Source organism: Streptomyces sp. NPDC057682, from assembly GCF_042799575.1.
Classification (GTDB): domain Bacteria; phylum Actinomycetota; class Actinomycetes; order Streptomycetales; family Streptomycetaceae; genus Streptomyces.
On sequence record NZ_JBHVIN010000007.1, the window covers coordinates 225,455 to 240,865 of the forward strand.

Genomic DNA, 15,411 nt, shown 5'->3' on the forward strand with positions numbered 1-15,411 from the left:
CCTCGACCACGCCGGGCGCTGTCACATCAGCGCTGTTTTCCGTCAGTTGCCGAGCAGGACGGGGAAGGACTCCATGTCGTTCTGCGTCATCACCGGGAGCTTGCGCAGTTCGTCGTCCCCGATCGCGAGGCGCAGCCGGGGGAAGCGGGCGAAGAGGGCCGGCAGGGCGATGCCCGCCTCGACGCGGGAGAGCGCGGCGCCGGGGCAGATGTGCGGGCCGTGGCCGAAGGTCATGTGCCGGATGGGGGTGGCCCGGGTGACGTCGAACTCCTCGGCGTCGGGGCCGTGCTGCTCGGGGTCGCGGCCGATGACCCGGTAGGAGATGACCACGCCCTCGCCCTTGGCGATGGTGGCGTCGCCGACCTGGATGTCCTCGGTGGCGAAGCGCATCAGGAGGTGGGTGGTCGGGGTGTCCCAGCGCAGCGTCTCCTCGATCACCGTCTCCCAGGAGACCTCCCCGTCGAGGACCAGGCGCAGCTGGTCGGGGTGGGAGAGCAGCGCGCGCACGGCGTTGAGGATGAGCCCGATCGTGGTCTCGTGCCCGGCGGCGACCATGGCCTTGAGGTTGCCGATGACCTCTTCCTCGGTGAGCGGTTCGCCGCCCTCGTCCGCGAGGATCAGCGCGGAGGTCAGGTCGTCGGTGGGGTGCGCGGTCTTCTCCCGTACGAGACCGGCGTAGAAGACGTCCAGGTCGGCGAGGAGGGCGAGGCGCTCGTCCTGCGGGGTGAGCATGGAGAAGAAGGCCTTGTACTGACGGGTCAGCATGGCGTTCTCGGCGGGGTCGACGCCCATCAGCATGCCGACGACGCGCATGGGCAGCGGCTGGGCGAACACGGACTTGAGGTCGACGACGGCCCCGTCCCGGCCGCCCTCCTCCAGGGCGTCGAGGAGTTCCGCGGTGAACTTCTCGATGTCGGGGCGGATCGCCTCCAGCCGGCGGGGGGTGAGGGCCTGGGAGGTCTTGGTGCGCAGCCGGCGGTGCTCGGCGCCGTCGACGGTGAACATGGAGCGCCCGGCGTCGATCATTCCGATGAGCGGCCAGTCACGTGTCACCTCGCCGCTCTGCCACAGGTTCCAGGCGTTGATGTCCTTCACCAGCCGGGGGTCGACCAGGAGCTGGCGGGCGTCCGCGTGCCGGGTGAGCGCCCAGGCCGGCACGCCGAGGAGCTCGATCGGGGCCAGTCGTCCCGACTCCCGCAGCCGCGCCGTCTCACCGTCCAGGTCCTGGACCATCGGGTCGATGACGACGGTCGCGCTGCGCCGGGCCGCGGCCCGGTCGGCGTGGGGGCAGTTCACGAGAGGTCTCCTGTCGTACGAACGGGGGTGAACCGGACGGGGAGCGAGGTCGTGCCGCGGAGGAAGGCGGAGGGGCGTCGGACGAGGTCCTCGACGGGGACGTCGAGCGCGAGGTCGGGCAGCCGGTCGAGCAGCACCTCGATGCCGGTCCGCGCGATGATCTCGGCGATCTCCTGGGCCGGGAACGGGCACCGGTACTCGCCGTGGCTGAAGGCCAGATGGGCGCCGTTGCCGCCCTGCGCGGTCCCGGCGGACAGTCCCTGGCGGATCAGCGGGTCGGTGTTGGCCGCCCCGAGCCCGAGGAGCAGCATGTCCCCGGCCTTGATCCGCTGCCCGCCGAGCTGGGTGTCGCGCGCGGCCCAGCGCCCGGCGAGGATCTGGGTGGGGGTGTCCTCCCACAGCACCTCGTTCATGGCCTCGCCGATGCTGCGCCGGCCGCGGGCCATGGAGTCGGCGAACTCGTCCTCGGTGAGCATCAGCCGGACCGAGTTGCTGATCCAGTCGGCGGTGGTGAGGTGTCCGGCGGCCGTGATGGCCATCAGGTCGAGCATGTACTCCTCGTCCGTGAACGCCTCCGGGAACGCGAGCATCCGCGAGGTCACGTCGTCCCCGGGCGCGGTCCGCTTGGTCGCGACCAGCCGCGCCATGTGCTCGCCGAACCGCATATGGGCGCTCTGCGCCTGGGGCCCGCCGTCGGCGAGGTCCTTGAGGACCTGGGCGATGTCCGCCCCCTCGTCGTCGGGGAAGCCCACCAGCCGGGCGAGGACGAGCACGGGCAGCGGCTCGCAGAAGTCGGCGACGAGGTCGGCGGTGCCCCGGCTGCACACGGCGTCGACCAGCCGGTCCGCGAGCTGCTCGCAGTGGCTGCGGATCTCGAAGGGGTCGGCGGCCTCCAGGGCGGGCCCGACCATGCGGACGTGGCGGCGGTGCTCCTCGCCGGCGCTGAAGTAGATCGACGGCATGGGCCGGCCCACCATCGGCAGCAGCGGCCAGTCCTCGGGGATGTGCGGCCACTGGTTCCACAGCCCCACGTCCCGGGGGAACAGCTCCCCGTCGCTCGTGACGTGGTGGAGCTCCCGGTAGCCGATGACCAGCCAGGCGGGAAATCCGCCGGGCAGCTCCACGGGCACGACCGGCCCGTGCTCGCGGCGCATGGACCGGTAGACGGTCTGCGGCTCGGTCTGGAATCCGGGCCCCGAGAGCGGTACGGCACCGGCGTGCGCCGGGCAGCCGGCGGGAGGGACAACCGGCGCGGACTCGGCGGAAGAAGGGCGCGACATGGGTCCTGACTTCTGAGGCGACGGCTGCACGCGTCAAGATCATGCGCTCAACGCACGTTCACTATAAGGATTTTGTGTGACGCCGGAGCTATCAACTCCGATCATTTTCGCTCCATGGACGGAACAAAGCGATGGCGAGACACAACAACCGGGCGACAACTCCCGTTATTTGACGGTCAGTCGGCAGGTATCGCCCCTCGGGGGGCGACCGCGCGTCGCACGCCGCCACCCCCCGGTCACCGAGCGCCGATCAGTCCGACTCCGCACCGCCCGGGGCCTCTTGGCGTGACACGGTGATCAGACCCGGATCGCTGATGCCGGCCCTGCCGGTCTCCACATGTCCGGCGAAGCGCCGCAGGAAGACGGCGTCGGTGTCGGCGACGACCGTGAAGTCGTACCAGCTCCCGCTCGTCCGCAGATCGAGGGCGTGCCTCACGGTGGCTCCCGCGCGCACGGCGAGGGTCCGCACCCCTCCCCCGTACGCCGCCGCGTGCCGCAGGGTGAGGCGCACGGTCGCCGTCCCGGCGTTGGTCAGGACGAGGTCGAGCCCGCCGGTGGCGGCATTGTGCCGGGCGGTCACCTCCGGTCCCGCAGCCCGGCCGGCCGCCCGGAACGCGCGGAGGAACCCTTGCGGTCCGTGCACGGTCAGATCGGTCACGCCCCCGGAGTACAGGGTGTTCCAGGTGTCCGCGAGCGAGGTCCCGGCCGCGGCGGTGTAGGTCCACGGGCCGTCGGTGCGGTTGGCGGAGGTCACCAGGAAGTGCGCCCCGGCGTCGGGCCCGCCGCCGAAGGACAGCCGGTACGTCCCGCTCACGGGATCGGCGGTCCCGTCGACGAACGGCGCGTAGGGCAGCGGCCGGACGGGCCGCCTCCCCTTCTCCTGGCCGGGCACGCTCCCGGTGGCCGGCGGCGCGGGCACGTAGTCCGGGTGCCGGTCGCGGTCCGGCGGCCGGTACGCCTCGGTCGACGGCAGCCGGACGGCCGCACCGTCCCGGCGGCTGAAGTCGAAGGCCGAGGTGAGGTCGCCGCAGACGGCCCGCCGCCACGGCGAGATGTTCGGCTCGCGCACCCCGAAGCGCCGCTCCATGAACCGGATGACCGAGGTGTGGTCGAACACCTCCGAGCACGCGTATCCACCGGTGCTCCACGGAGAGAGGACGAGCATCGGCACGCGCTGGCCGAGTCCGTAGGGCCCGGCCGCGTACCGCAGGTCGCCGGGGAAGTGGTCCGCGGCGGTGTCCACGGTGGAGAGCCCCTGCGCCGGCCCCGACGGCACGAACGGCGGCACCACGTGGTCGAAGAAGCCGTCGTTCTCGTCATAGGTGACGAACAGCGCGGTCCTGCCCCACACCTCGGGGTCGGCGGTCAGCGCGTCCAGCACCTGTGCGATGTACCAGGCGCCGTAGTTGGCGGGCCAGTTGGGGTGCTCGCTGTACGCCTCCGGGGCGACGATCCAGGAGATCTCGGGGAGCGTCCCCGCGCGGACATCGGCCCTGAGGTCGTCGAGGAGCGCGCCGCCGTGGGCGATGTCGGTCCCGGTGCGCGCCTTGTCGTACAGCGGCTCGCCGGGCACGGCCTCGCGGTACGCGTCGAAGTACAGGAGCGAGTTGTCGCCGTACGTCCCCCGGTAGGCGTCCCCGATCCACCCCCAGGAGCCCGCCGCGTCGAGCCCGTCCCCGATGTCCTGGTAGACCTTCCACGAGACCCCGGCACGCTCCAGCCGCTCGGGGTAGGTCGTCCAGCCGTAACCCGTCTCGTCGTTCCCGAGGACGGGCCCGCCCCCGGTGCCGTCGTTGCCGGTGCACCCGCTCCACAGGTAGTAGCGGTTCGGGTCGGTCGATCCGATGAACGAGCAGTGGTAGGCGTCGCAGACGGTGAAGGCGTCGGCCAGCGCGTAGTGGAACGGTATGTCCTCACGGGTGAGATGGGCCATCGTCGTCGCCGTCTTGGCGGGCACCCACTGGTCGTACGCGCCCTTGTTGAAGGCCCGGTGGCCGCCGGCCCAGTCGTGGTTCAGGTCCCGGAGGAACTGCATGCCCAGTTCGTCGGCGGGCGGCCGGAAGGGCAGCACCTCCTTGCCCAGCAGATCCTTCTGGTGCCAGACCGGCTTGCCGGAGGGCAGGGTGACGGGGCGCGGATCGCCGTAGCCCCGGACCCCTCTCAGCGTTCCGAAGTAGTGATCGAAGGAACGGTTCTCCTGCATCAGGACGACGATGTGCCCGACGTCCTGGAGTGTGCCCGTGCGGCCGCGCGCGGGAAGGGAGGCGGCGCGGGCGATGCTGGAGGACAGGGAGGTGAACGCGGCCGCTCCCCCGGCGAGTTGCAGGAGACGGCGACGATTGATCTCTGCCATGGCGGAAGCCTTACGCAGTGTGAGGGGATGTGGGGGTGGGAGCGACTGGAGTGTTCCAGGACCCACCGGTCGTACGGAAGGCCCGAAAGGTGTGCGCCCCGTGACGGCCGGCCGAACACTCGGCGACGGAACCCGCCGCCACCTGCGCATACCGCCGGCAGCGGGACCGTTGCCGGAACCGGGAAGTCCCGCGTCCCCGTCATTGCCGACACCGGGAGTTGCCGGTGCGGCACCCCGGGCCGCACGCTGCGGGGGCACCCCTTCACCACGCACAGGACGCGAGGGCCCCCGAGTGAGACACATTCCCGTCTTCCGCTGGGTACTGACCGTCGGCGTGCTGCTGATCGCGTGCTCCGCCGCCCTGTACATGGCCGCCCCGGGCATGCCGGAGCTGCGCCAGATCGATCTGACGGTGCTCGACGAGGAGCCGGACGGCTCCTGCCGGGTCAGCTGGACGGACCCCTTCGACCACACCTCGCGCGAGGGCCACTACCGGTGCGAGGCCGACCGCGACCCGATGCTGAAGGCGCCGAACTACGAAGAGGGGTCCGACCGCGGCTGGGACACCGGCTTCGTGGTCGCCGAGGGCGACGACAAGGGCGAACTGTACGTCCTCGGCCAGGACGACGAGACCACCGACAGCCGCCTCGGCCTCTCCGACATCCTCGTGACGGCCGGGCTGCTCCTGGCCTCCGTCGGCCTCGTCGGCGGGAACCTCCGCGCCCTGCCCCGGCTGCGCGGCGTCGACCGGGATCTCGTCCGGCGCGGCCGGCACCTGAGCCGCGCGGCCGACGCACTCGCCGAGGACCACGCACGGGCCGTGACGGCCGTACGCGAGGCCTGGGACCGTCTGCACCGGACGCGGCTGGGCGAGGAACTGGACCGGATCCCGGTCGCCCGGCTCCACCACGACGACGGGACCCCCTTCCGCACGGACGCGTGGGAGCGCGCGGGCCTCCGCACCGTGCGGGACGTCCTGGAGGGCGGCGTGTGGACGCTCGGGCAGGTGCCCGGGGTCGGGCGCCGGACGGCGGAGCACGCCCTGGCCGCCGCGCGGCGCACGGCCGGGCGGACCAGCGGGGACCTGCTGGTCCGCATCTCCCCGGACCGCCCCACCCCCGGGACCACTGCCCTGGTCGTCGCGCTGCACGTGCTGGTGAACGCCGGTCCGGACGCGCGTGAAGCCGCGCGCACCGCCGAAACCCTGGCGACCCGCCTGGAGTCCCTGCTCGATGAAACCGCCGAAGCGGCCGGTCACCGGACACTGCTCCTGGCGGGCCCCGAGCAGCGCCTGCGGACCCGCGCGGCCATGGCCGAACTCCGCGTCCTGCTCGACGAGGCGGAACAGGGCACCGTGGACCGCGGGTTCGGCCAGGCCTCCGCCGATCTGCTGCGCGGCCCGGACGGCGCGCGGGACGAACTGGGCGCCTGGGTGGACTTCGAGTCCCGCACGAAGGAGTACTACCGGGTGCTGGAGGAGGTCACCGCCGGCGTCCCGCTCCCGGTGGATCCGCTCCCGCTCCCCGGGACGGACGAGGACGTCCCGGGGAGCGCGGTCCCCGGACCGTAGTGCGCGGGCCGGGGCGGGGATCAGTACCAGCGCTGGTTGGTCTGCATGTTGCAGGTGGCCAGGTAGGCCCGGGACGCGTTGCCGGTGCCCGAGATGGTGACGCACTTGTCGTACGCGGCACCGTTGCGGAGCTGGGCCGTGCCGGCGCTGGAGTCGATGTACCACTGCTGGTCCGCATGGTGGTTGCAGTTCCACTGGATCACGGAGTTGTCCTGCGCCCAGACGGCGAGGCACTTCCCGTTGGCGTTCTTGAGCTGGTAGAAGCCGTTGCCCTCGCCGGTGAACTCCCAGCGCTGGTCGTTGTTCCCGTTGCAGTCCCAGATGATGGCCTGCTGGCCGTCGGCCACGACGTTCCCGTAGATGCCCAGGCACTTGCCCGTGGCGACGCTGTGCTGCGCGCCGCTGACGAGGGCGGCCGCGGGCGGCGCGGTGAGGAACGACGAGACGGCGGCGAGGAGGAGTCCGGCGGAGGTGGCGGCGATGCGGGTGAGAGACCTCGTCACGGGAGGGACCTTTCCTGGGTCGGTGCGGCGCCTCGGCCCGTACGGCGGGCGTCGCTTCGTGATCGCCAACGTAGGCCGGGGAAGGGCCCGTTCGGCCGCTGGAACGTCCCGGGGACGTCCCTCCCGGCACCGTCCCGGGACGGCCACCCCGTCTCCCCGGCCACGGGACGGCGTCCGTGCCCCCGGACGGCCCCGGTGCGCCCCTGGTCGACCGCCCCTTAGGGGTGACTCCGCCGGTGCCGCGCCCGGTCGACCGTCCCACGCGGCCGAGGGGCCGTCCCCGGGACGGTGGGACATCGGGGTTCCCTGGGGGAAACCCCCCACGAGGCTCGGGGAGAAACCCGATCGTCCCGAGCGCGCCGGTTCCGTAGGTTCTGGAGTGCGATCGACGCACCGCTCCCCTTCCGCTCCCCACCGCCCCCGGAGGCACCCCGTGACCGCCGCCCCCTCCCCCCGGCCGACGCGCACGCTCCACCCCGCCCTCACGGCCTTCGTGCGCTTCGTGATCTGCGGGGGCGGGGTGGGCGTCGCCTCCAGCGGGGTCCTCGTCCTGCTCCAGGGGACGATCCCGCTGGCGGTGGCCAACGCCCTGGTGACGGTGGTGTCCACCGTGATCGCGACGGAACTGCACAGCCGGGTCTCCTTCCGCAGCGGCCGCCGGGGCTGGGGCGTCCACCTCCAGTCCGGTCTGACCGTCGCCGTGAGCTACGCCTTCACCACCGGGGCGCTGCTCTGCCTGTACGCCCTGCGGCCCGAGCCCTCGGCCCTGCTCCAGCAGACCGTCTATCTGTCGGCCTCGGCCCTGGCCGGCGTCGGCCGCTTCGCGCTCCTGCGGATCGTGGTCTTCCGTGACCGCGGCGGCGTCGCCAGCGACACCTCCGGCGCGCACCGGGCCCCGCTCGGCAAGGCCGCCGTGGCGATGGCCGCCTGACCGGTTGTCACCGGTTCGCGCCCCGCGTTGGATATCGTGACGGGTCGGCCGGGCACGAGCGCGGCCCCGGAGTCGAAGCGGGAGCACGCGTGCCACAGGGGCGGGCCGGATGGGTACGGGTCCCCGTCGGGGACGACGCGGAGCGGTGGACCACCCGTGGGGCGTGCCGGCGGGTCCTCCTCGTGGTGCACAACGTCACGGCCGCCACCCGGCTCCTCGACATCCTGCCGCTCTTCGACGACGATCTGCGGATCCAACTCCTGCTCACCTGCCCGGGGTCCTCGCCCTTCTCCGCGGGGACCGCCGAACTCCTCGCCGCCACGGGACTGCCCGTCCTGCCGTGGGAGCAGGCCGCGGCCACACCGGTGGACCTGGCGGTCTCCGCGAGTTTCGGCGGCCAACTGGAGGTATTCCGAGGGAAGTTGGCGATCCTCTCGCACGGTGTTGGATACACTAAAAGGCTGGCGACACCGGACACCGGACACCGGACACCGGACACCGGACACCGGACGGGGGTCGGGGCCGGAGCCCGCGCCCGTTTTCGGGACCGCTCCGGAGTGGGTGCTGGCCGACGACGGCGTCCCTCTGGCCGACGCCCTCGTCCTCTCCCATCCCGAGCAGATCGACCGGCTGCGCGCCGCGTGCCCCGAGGCCGCGCCGGCCGCCGTCCTCGCGGGTGATCCCTGCTACGACCGGATGCTCGCCGCCCGGCCCTACCGGGACCGCTTCCGCCGGGCGCTCGGGGTCCGGGCGGGCCAGCGCCTGATCGTCATCAGCTCCACCTGGAACCCCGAGTCCCTGTTCGGGGACGGGTCCCGGGCCGGGGACGGAGGCGAGCACGGGGGCGGGGACGATGTGCTGTCCTGTCTGCTGCCCCGGCTCGCCCGCGAGTTCCCGGTGGACGCGTACCGGTTCGCCGCCGTTCTGCATCCCAACATCTGGCACGGGCACGGTCCCGGCCAGATCCGGGCCTGGCTCGACCGGGCGCGACGGGCCGGGCTGGTGCTCGTCGACCCGCTGGAGGGCTGGCGGCAGGCGCTGCTCGCGGCCGACGCCGTCATCGGCGACCACGGATCGGTGACGTACTACGCGGCGGCGCTGGGCCGGCCCGTGCTGCTGGCCGCCGCCCCGCTGCACGCGCTCGACCCCGACGCCCCGGTCTCCGCCTTCCTGCGGGAGGCCCCGCGCCTCGTCCCCGGCCAACCGCTGCGCGCCCGGCTGGAGGCGCTCGTGGACGGCCACCGCCCGCTGCCGGGTCCGGCGGCGTTCACCTCGTCCGTGCCGGGCGAGTCGGCCGCTCGGCTGCGCGCCCTGTTCTACGCGATGCTGGGCGAGGCCGAACCGGAGTGGTCCGCCTCGCTGAAGCCCCTGGAGACACCTCCGCTCGCGCGGGTCACGGTCACCGCGCCCCTGCATGTGCTGACCCGGGTCGAGGGCCCCGGTGAGGTGACCGTCACCCGGTGGGCCACGTCCGCGCCGTCGCCGGATCCGGACGGGGGCGAGGAGGCGCATCTCGCCGTGCACGAGGACACCCGCGACGTGGACCGGCTCCGTGTCGCGGACGTCGTCCTCCGGGACGGGCCGCCCGACGATCCGCGGTTCGGTTCCCCGCCCGTCTGGACGGCCGAGGCGCTGCGGCGCGCTCCGGGCTGCGCCCTGGCCGCCTTCGTCGTCGCCCCCGACGCCTGCGTCGTACGCCTCCGCGACGGTGCCCTGCTCCGCCTGGTGACCGAGGCACCGGAAGCGCACACCGGCCCCGATCCGGCCGTGTTCGCCTCGGCACTGCACGCCCTGCTGGGGGACGCGGACGGCCCGGCCGGGCGGGACCGGGTCCTGGAGGCCGGTTTCACCGTGCGGACCGGCGGCGGCCGGGGCGTACGCGTCCGCGTGGAGCGGGCCCCGGAGGGCTGAGCGGAGCCCGGCCCCGTGCGCCGCACGGTCCGCACGCACCTGCCGTCGCGCGGGTCCGGCGGAAGTGAGCCCGTCAGCCGTTCGCGTCGCGCTCCTCGTTGTTGCGGGTCAGGAGGTTGTTGACGCGACCGGGGCTGTGTACACGTGGCCTCGTTCTGCTGGGTGCAGCTCGATCCTGGTGATCTCCTTGCCGGTGGTGACGAATTCGAGGGTCGCGAGTGGGTGTCCGCCGGGCGCGATGAGGTACATGCTTCGACCGTCGACCGTGAGAGGGCACGTGACTCGAATCCGGTCGCGGAAGAGTCTTGTCTCGGTGGCGATCGCGGTCGACCCGACGACGTGGGTGCGGGCACCACGCGGCAGCAGCGCTGCGTCGGCGTCACGGACACTGTCCGGAGCAAGCATCCGGATCATTGCGCTCGTGTCTCCTGTCTCGGCTGCTGCCAGAAATGCTTCGACGATCAGGTGGGCACCGCGATCCACGTGCTCGACCGGCTGGGCTCCCGCGATGCGCTGCCGGGCCCGGCTGGCGTGCTTCTTCGCCGCCGGAACGGTTCCGCCGAGCACATTCGCGACGTGATCGAACGGCACCGAGAACAGGTCGTGCAGGACATACGCCACCCGTTGCGGCGGCGTCAACTGGTTCAGCACGACCATCAGCGCACGAGAGATGCCCTCTTTCCGCAGGAGGGCCTCGTCCGCCGCGAGCTGTTCCGCGGGAATGGCTGCCGCCGGCAGAGGCGCTTCGTTACGGCGGCGTCGCATCCGCAGTTCATCGAGGCACACGCTGGCGGTCACTGTCCGCAGCCACGCGGCAGGGTTTTCGATCTCAGCGTCGGATCGCGTGGTCGTGGTCCGTAGCCACGCTGCCTGGACCGCGTCCTGCGCATCATGAGACGAGCCGAGCATTCGGTAGGCGACCGACAGCAGTTGTGGCCTGGCGGCCTCGAATTCTCCGAGTGTGATGGGCATCGGGTGTCACCTTCTCGATCTGGCGGACGTCGGGACGGTCGGTTCAGAACCATGCCCGTTCACATCCCAAGGAGATGACAGCACGATGAGCCTACAGACGGTGCGCTTCAACGCCGCCATGGACTCCGCCGCAGAGCCACGCGATCGCCCGACCAGTGGCTTGGCGGCCCTCGACGCAGCGTCAACGACCGGCCTGACCCATACGGCATACGCGAGCGAGTCGGGAACCGGCTTCCTCCTCGCGCTCGAACTCACCGACCCGACAACGAACCCCCTCCTTGCGCTGCCCGAAGCACAGCGGCTACGAGACGCGATCAGCCGGGCAGCCGGTGGCCTCATCGCGCCCACACCTGAGCCGTTCACGATCGTGGGGTCGTACACATCGTGAACCTCATCCTTGTGATCGCCACGGTCGCGTGCATCGCGGCCAACCTGGGCATCGCCATCGCGGACTACGGCCGAGCTCCGTTCGTGGTGGCCAACTCAGCTGAAGTGCGGCTCCCTTCAGCGATGCTTCCGTACCTCGCGACGCTCAAGCTCGCAGGAGGCGCGGGTCTTGCCATCGGCATGCTCGGAGCTCATCTGCTCGGCCTGGCGGCCGGAGTCGGACTCGTCGTCTTCTTCATCGGAGCAGTCATCGCCCACATCCGTGCTCGGGTGTTCCACAACATCGCGTTCCCCGGAGTTTTCCTGGTGCTCGCGGCAGCGAGCACCGCGTTCTTCGTGAGCAAGATATGACGCACGTCAACGCGCCACTATCAGTCGAAGGCCGCCGACGCCTCATCGAGCGGTGCACGCCCCGCCCGATGCGCACGTCGCCGCAGAGACGGGCATCTCGCGGGCGTGTGCCTCGAAGTGGGTGAACCGGTGGCGAAGAAACGGCGAGGCTGGGCTGCCGGACCGTCTTCGCCACCACACCGGCAACCGACCGCGACAGATGGCGATGTCGCGCAACGGATCGAGGCAATGCGCCGGGAACGCACATGGTCGGCGTCGCGAAGCGGCCAGGACACATGATTCAGTTCGATGTGAAGAAGTCGGACGCATCCCCGACGGCGGCGGGTGGCGCGCCCACGGACGCGGTTCGGACCACGCGAAGCACAAGCGGACCAGGCCCTACACGCCCAAGCACAACGGCAAGGTCGAGAGGGACAACCGGATCCCTCATACACCTAGTCCTCGTCGGCATCGGCATCGGCATCGGCATCGGCGCAGCGTTCACGCATTCCGCGCAGATAGGCCACGTGGTACTCGGCGCGCTGACCGTCCAGGACGGTCAGCGCCTCCTCGATCAGGGGCCGGGCCCTGGCCGGCTCCGAGGCGTCGAGCCAGGTCTCGGCGAGGTCGGTGAGGGCCCGAGCCGTGTTGTACGTGTCGCCGTGGGCGCGGAAGAAGTCCAGGGCCGCGCCCAGCCGTTCCCGGGACGCGTCGAAGTGGGCGAGCCCGCGCAGGGCCCGCCCGCGATGGCGTTCCAACAGGGCACGGGCGCGCGGGACGTCGGCCGCGCCCTCCTCGTCCGGACGGATGCCGTCCAGCACCGTGCCGGCCTCGTCGAAGCAGGCGTGGGCCTCGCCGTACCGCCACTGCCGGAGCCGGAGCAGCCCCAGGAACTCGACGGCGGAGGCCCGGCCCCGCCGGTGGCCGGCGGCTTCCTCGGCCCGTGCAGCCGCCAGGGCCTCCGCCTCCGCCTCGTCCCAGTGGACCAGTTCGGTGAGCGAGTGGGCGAGCTGGGCGTGCAGGGCGCCCGCGTCGCGCGGGTCGCGGCCGGGCGCGTCGGCGAGGCGGGCGCCGACGCGCAGGGCGGGGAGCAGTGTCTCGTGGCGGCCGGCCTTCAACTGGAGGGGCCAGAGGGAGCGGCAGATACGGACGGCGGCGTCCGGGTCGCCGGACTCCTCGGCGCAGTGGACCGCTTCGATCAGATTGGCGCTCTCCGCGATCAGTGCCTCCAGCGCGTCGCCCCGGCTGCCGTGGGTGGGCGCCGGGTCCGGAGCGGCGGGACCGGGGTCGGGGGCGGGAACGCGCCAACTCTCCGGCAGTGCTTCGTGGGCCGCTCGGGTCGCTGCGTCGACATAGTGCCGCAGTGCGCGGGCCATCGCGGCCGAGCAGCCGGCGATGCCGTCCTCGCGTACGGCGGCGGCCTCGGCATGGGCACGGACCGCCGGGCGGTAGTGGTAGCGGGGCGCGGGTCCGTCGGGCACGGCGGCGGGCTCGATGAGCAGGGCGTCCGCCAGTTCCTCCAGGCGCCGCGCCGCGTCCTCGGGCGCGGTGCCGGTGACCCGGGCGGCCGTCTCCGCGTCGAAGGCGGGCCAGGCGCGGACTGCCATCAGCCGGTAGAGCCGGGCCGTCGCCGGGTCCAGCAGGCGGTAGGTCTCCTCGGCCGCCGCACGGACCGGGTCCGGGTCGACGGGTGCGTCCGGTACGGGCTCGGTGAGGCGGGAGGCGGCTGCGCGCAGGGCGTACGGTGATCCGCCGCAGCGGGCGAGGACGCCGGGCAGGGTGGCACGGGCGGCGGCCACGGCCGACTTGTCGGTGAGCCGGGTGAGCAGCCGGACGGCGTCCTTGTCGGTCAGCGGGCCGACCGGTACGCGTACGGCGTCGAGCCCCGGGAAGGGGCGCCGGGCCACGACGACGGTGAAGACGGCGGGTGCCGCGGTGAGCAGGGGCCTGACCTGTGCGGCGGTCTGGGCGTGGTCAAGGACGATCAGCAGCTTCCGGCCGGCCACCTGCCGCTGGAAGCAGTCGCGGAGCTGTCCGGCCGCGGGCGGCATCTCCGCTTCGGGGACGCCGAGTTGACCCAGCAGCTCGCGCAGGACGGCGCCGGGGTCCCGCAGCCCGTCCTGGCCGGTGCCCGCCCGCAGATCGGCGTAGAGCCGGCCGTCCGGGTAGCGGGCGGCCTCGCGGGCTCCCCAGTGCGCGGCGAGCGTACTGGTGCCCATGCCGTCGGCGCCGTGGACGAGGGCCAGGCGCGGTGTGCCGTCGGCGCGGCGCGAGGCCTCGCGGTCGAGGGCCTTGAGCGCTTCCTTGCGGTCGGTGAAGAACCGTGTCGACACGGGGAGTGCGGGCCTTCCGGAGGAGGCGGGCCCCGCGCCGGGGAGCGAGCCGCCGATACGGGCGGCGAAGACGGTCCACGCGGAAGCCAGTGCGGGGTTGTTCCGCAGCCCTTCCGCCATCATCCGTGCCACGTCGTCGAGTTCGCCCGGGGTGGTGGGTGCGGGCACCTCGCGTCCGGTGACCCTGCGGACGAATCCGCCCGTCGACTCCCAGGCCCATTTCCCGGCCTCGTTCGCCATTCCCGAGCCGACCGCGCCGAGCACCGCCGTGACGGCCGACAGCGAAATGGGATCCAGCATGCCGCGCACTCCCCGTTCCCGGCGCTCCGCGCGGTGCGTCCTCCCCGGCACCGCCGCTGCCACCGTGCGGGGGCAATCTATCGAGAATCCTCGGCCCCGGGTTCGTATCCGGCCAGGTGGGCGCGGCGGGGCGGTGTCCTTGGCCGGATACGAACAGCGGTCTGCTGCGCGGAGGTTGGAAGTCCCGTTCCGCCGCCCCGGTGGCCCGTCCCGCCCCCGGTCCCGGCGGGCGAGGGGTCACGCGGTCACGGTGCCGTGAAGTACCTCGGGAAGCGCGGTCCCAGCCACGGCCTGCGGCCCCGGGCGAAGACGCGGCCGCGTGCCATGGCGCCCACCGGGGAGCAGCGGCCGAGTGCCATGAGGAGGAACGTGACCGGCTCGATGGAGATGGTGCAGTCGGGACGGTCGGGCAGGGCCGGGGAGACGGTGGCCGCGCCGTCGGTGAACGTGACGCCGATCTGCCCGCCGCCCCACAGGCGTACGGCGTAACGGGCGTTGAGCCCGCGTACGGCCGCCGCGTCCGTCACCCGGGGCATCGCCTCGATCATGAAGGGCAGGGTCAGCGCGGCCCGGGTCCGGTCCACCATGTGCGGGCGGCGCCGGGCACGGGCCAGGTCGTAGCCGTGGCCCAGGAGATGCGTCAGGAGGTACGCGGCGAGGACGGCGCGGTTCATGGGTCCCATCGGGGTCATGAGCGTCTCGTCCGGGTCGCCCGCCGCGATCGCGTCGAGGCAGGCCTCGGTCTGCTCCACGATCATCGCGGCCAGCGGCTCGGCCGCGCGTTCGCCGAAGGCCGCGAGGCCCTGTTCGTTGGCGGCGGCGATGCCCTGGGGGGTGCCGTCGCCGTACGGGCGGTCGCGGCCCGCCGCCACGTCGGCCATCAGCGCGTTGGCCTGCGCCAGGTGCGCGGCCAGCTCCCCCACCGTCCACTCCAGCCCCGGGACGGGGGCGGCCGGGTCAGGGACGGTGCGCAGCAGCGCGGCGATGTCGGCCGCCGTGCCCCGTACCGCGTCGGCCAGCCCTTCGGGCAGCACCACGCTCCGTACGCCCTGTTCGCCCAACGGCTCCATGCCGCCACCGCCCGCTCTCGTGTGCCCGCTGTTACCTGCGGGTACACAAGAGCAGGCGGCGGGGCCCGCGGGCAAGGTCCTGGCGTCAGATTCCCGTCGCCCGCGGGTCGGGTCGGATGGCGGCGACAGGGCCGGGGGCGGTCGGAAGCCGTTCCGCGCCCCTCTACGATCGCTC

12 protein-coding genes and 1 pseudogene are annotated in these 15,411 nt (G+C 72.8%); 6 read left to right on the forward strand and 7 right to left on the reverse strand.

Annotated features, from left to right (window positions below; translation table 11 throughout):
* Positions 1 to 42: 42 nt before the first annotated feature.
* From ACFVDM_RS15235 to ACFVDM_RS15245, 3 genes are all read right to left on the reverse strand, one after another.
* A complete protein-coding gene (locus ACFVDM_RS15235) occupies positions 43 to 1,296 on the reverse strand; it encodes a cytochrome P450 (RefSeq protein WP_383638604.1) in 1,254 nt (417 codons plus the stop codon).
* Entirely contained in the window at positions 1,293 to 2,576 is a 1,284-nt protein-coding gene (locus ACFVDM_RS15240; RefSeq protein WP_383638607.1) for a cytochrome P450, read from the reverse strand. The genes ACFVDM_RS15235 and ACFVDM_RS15240 overlap by 4 nt, the downstream gene beginning before the upstream one ends.
* Before the next feature lie 250 nt (positions 2,577 to 2,826).
* Entirely contained in the window at positions 2,827 to 4,929 is a 2,103-nt protein-coding gene (locus tag ACFVDM_RS15245; RefSeq protein WP_383638610.1) for a phosphocholine-specific phospholipase C, read from the reverse strand.
* A 292-nt stretch (positions 4,930 to 5,221) separates the two neighbouring features.
* On the opposite strand from ACFVDM_RS15245, the gene ACFVDM_RS15250 reads away from it, so the two are divergent.
* Positions 5,222 to 6,499: a hypothetical protein gene (locus tag ACFVDM_RS15250; protein WP_383638613.1), complete on the forward strand. Its 1,278-nt coding sequence runs from the start codon at positions 5,222 to 5,224 to the stop codon at positions 6,497 to 6,499.
* A gap of 20 nt (positions 6,500 to 6,519) precedes the next feature.
* Here the strand turns inward: ACFVDM_RS15250 and ACFVDM_RS15255 are convergent, their stop codons facing one another.
* Positions 6,520 to 7,002, reverse strand: a complete 483-nt coding sequence (locus ACFVDM_RS15255; RefSeq protein WP_383638616.1) for an RICIN domain-containing protein — start codon at positions 7,000 to 7,002, stop codon at positions 6,520 to 6,522.
* A gap of 433 nt (positions 7,003 to 7,435) precedes the next feature.
* Here ACFVDM_RS15255 and ACFVDM_RS15260 point away from each other — a divergent pair, with 433 nt between their 5' ends.
* Together ACFVDM_RS15260 and ACFVDM_RS15265 are read left to right on the forward strand one after the other, a co-directional pair.
* Entirely contained in the window at positions 7,436 to 7,933 is a 498-nt protein-coding gene (locus ACFVDM_RS15260) for a hypothetical protein (RefSeq protein WP_383638619.1), read from the forward strand.
* Positions 7,934 to 8,494: 561 nt separating this feature from the next.
* Positions 8,495 to 9,844 (forward strand): hypothetical protein, encoded by a 1,350-nt coding sequence (locus ACFVDM_RS15265; protein ID WP_383638622.1) that lies wholly within the window; start codon positions 8,495 to 8,497, stop codon positions 9,842 to 9,844.
* A gap of 108 nt (positions 9,845 to 9,952) precedes the next feature.
* On the opposite strand, the gene ACFVDM_RS15270 is transcribed toward ACFVDM_RS15265, so the two are convergent.
* Positions 9,953 to 10,816 (reverse strand): sigma-70 family RNA polymerase sigma factor, encoded by an 864-nt coding sequence (locus ACFVDM_RS15270; RefSeq protein WP_383638625.1) that lies wholly within the window; start codon positions 10,814 to 10,816, stop codon positions 9,953 to 9,955.
* An 85-nt stretch (positions 10,817 to 10,901) separates the two neighbouring features.
* Between ACFVDM_RS15270 and ACFVDM_RS15275 the strand changes: the two genes are divergently transcribed.
* The 3 genes and pseudogenes from ACFVDM_RS15275 to ACFVDM_RS15285 all read left to right on the forward strand — a co-directional run.
* The gene (locus ACFVDM_RS15275) at positions 10,902 to 11,204 is read left to right on the forward strand and encodes a hypothetical protein (protein WP_383638628.1); all 303 of its coding nucleotides are present in this window, start codon (positions 10,902 to 10,904) and stop codon (positions 11,202 to 11,204) included.
* The gene (locus ACFVDM_RS15280; protein WP_383638631.1) at positions 11,201 to 11,554 is read left to right on the forward strand and encodes a DoxX family protein; all 354 of its coding nucleotides are present in this window, start codon (positions 11,201 to 11,203) and stop codon (positions 11,552 to 11,554) included. Before ACFVDM_RS15275 ends, ACFVDM_RS15280 begins: the two co-directional genes overlap by 4 nt.
* Positions 11,551 to 12,104 (forward strand): annotated as a pseudogene (locus tag ACFVDM_RS15285) (helix-turn-helix domain-containing protein); the annotation flags it as partial. The gene ACFVDM_RS15280 and the pseudogene ACFVDM_RS15285, both read left to right, overlap by 4 nt.
* Here ACFVDM_RS15285 and ACFVDM_RS15290 read toward each other — a convergent pair.
* Both ACFVDM_RS15290 and ACFVDM_RS15295 read right to left on the reverse strand, forming a co-directional pair.
* Complete coding sequence (locus ACFVDM_RS15290; protein ID WP_383638633.1) at positions 11,989 to 14,166, reverse strand: tetratricopeptide repeat protein; 2,178 nt, start codon at positions 14,164 to 14,166, stop codon at positions 11,989 to 11,991. The pseudogene ACFVDM_RS15285 and the gene ACFVDM_RS15290 sit on opposite strands and share 116 nt — an antisense overlap.
* A gap of 245 nt (positions 14,167 to 14,411) precedes the next feature.
* A complete protein-coding gene (locus ACFVDM_RS15295; RefSeq protein ID WP_383638636.1) occupies positions 14,412 to 15,236 on the reverse strand; it encodes a maleylpyruvate isomerase family mycothiol-dependent enzyme in 825 nt (274 codons plus the stop codon).
* Positions 15,237 to 15,411: the final 175 nt, after the last annotated feature.

Excerpts from the sequence above, each read along its gene's own strand:
- ACFVDM_RS15270 (WP_383638625.1), bottom strand. The coding sequence starts at position 10,816 with ATGCCCATCACACTCGGAGAATTCGAGGCCGCCAGGCCACAACTGCTG.
- ACFVDM_RS15240 (WP_383638607.1), bottom strand. The coding sequence starts at position 2,576 with ATGTCGCGCCCTTCTTCCGCCGAGTCCGCGCCGGTTGTCCCTCCCGCC.
- ACFVDM_RS15275 (WP_383638628.1), top strand. The coding sequence starts at position 10,902 with ATGAGCCTACAGACGGTGCGCTTCAACGCCGCCATGGACTCCGCCGCA.
- ACFVDM_RS15295 (WP_383638636.1), bottom strand. The coding sequence starts at position 15,236 with ATGGAGCCGTTGGGCGAACAGGGCGTACGGAGCGTGGTGCTGCCCGAA.
- ACFVDM_RS15245 (WP_383638610.1), bottom strand. The coding sequence starts at position 4,929 with ATGGCAGAGATCAATCGTCGCCGTCTCCTGCAACTCGCCGGGGGAGCG.
- ACFVDM_RS15290 (WP_383638633.1), bottom strand. The coding sequence starts at position 14,166 with ATGCTGGATCCCATTTCGCTGTCGGCCGTCACGGCGGTGCTCGGCGCG.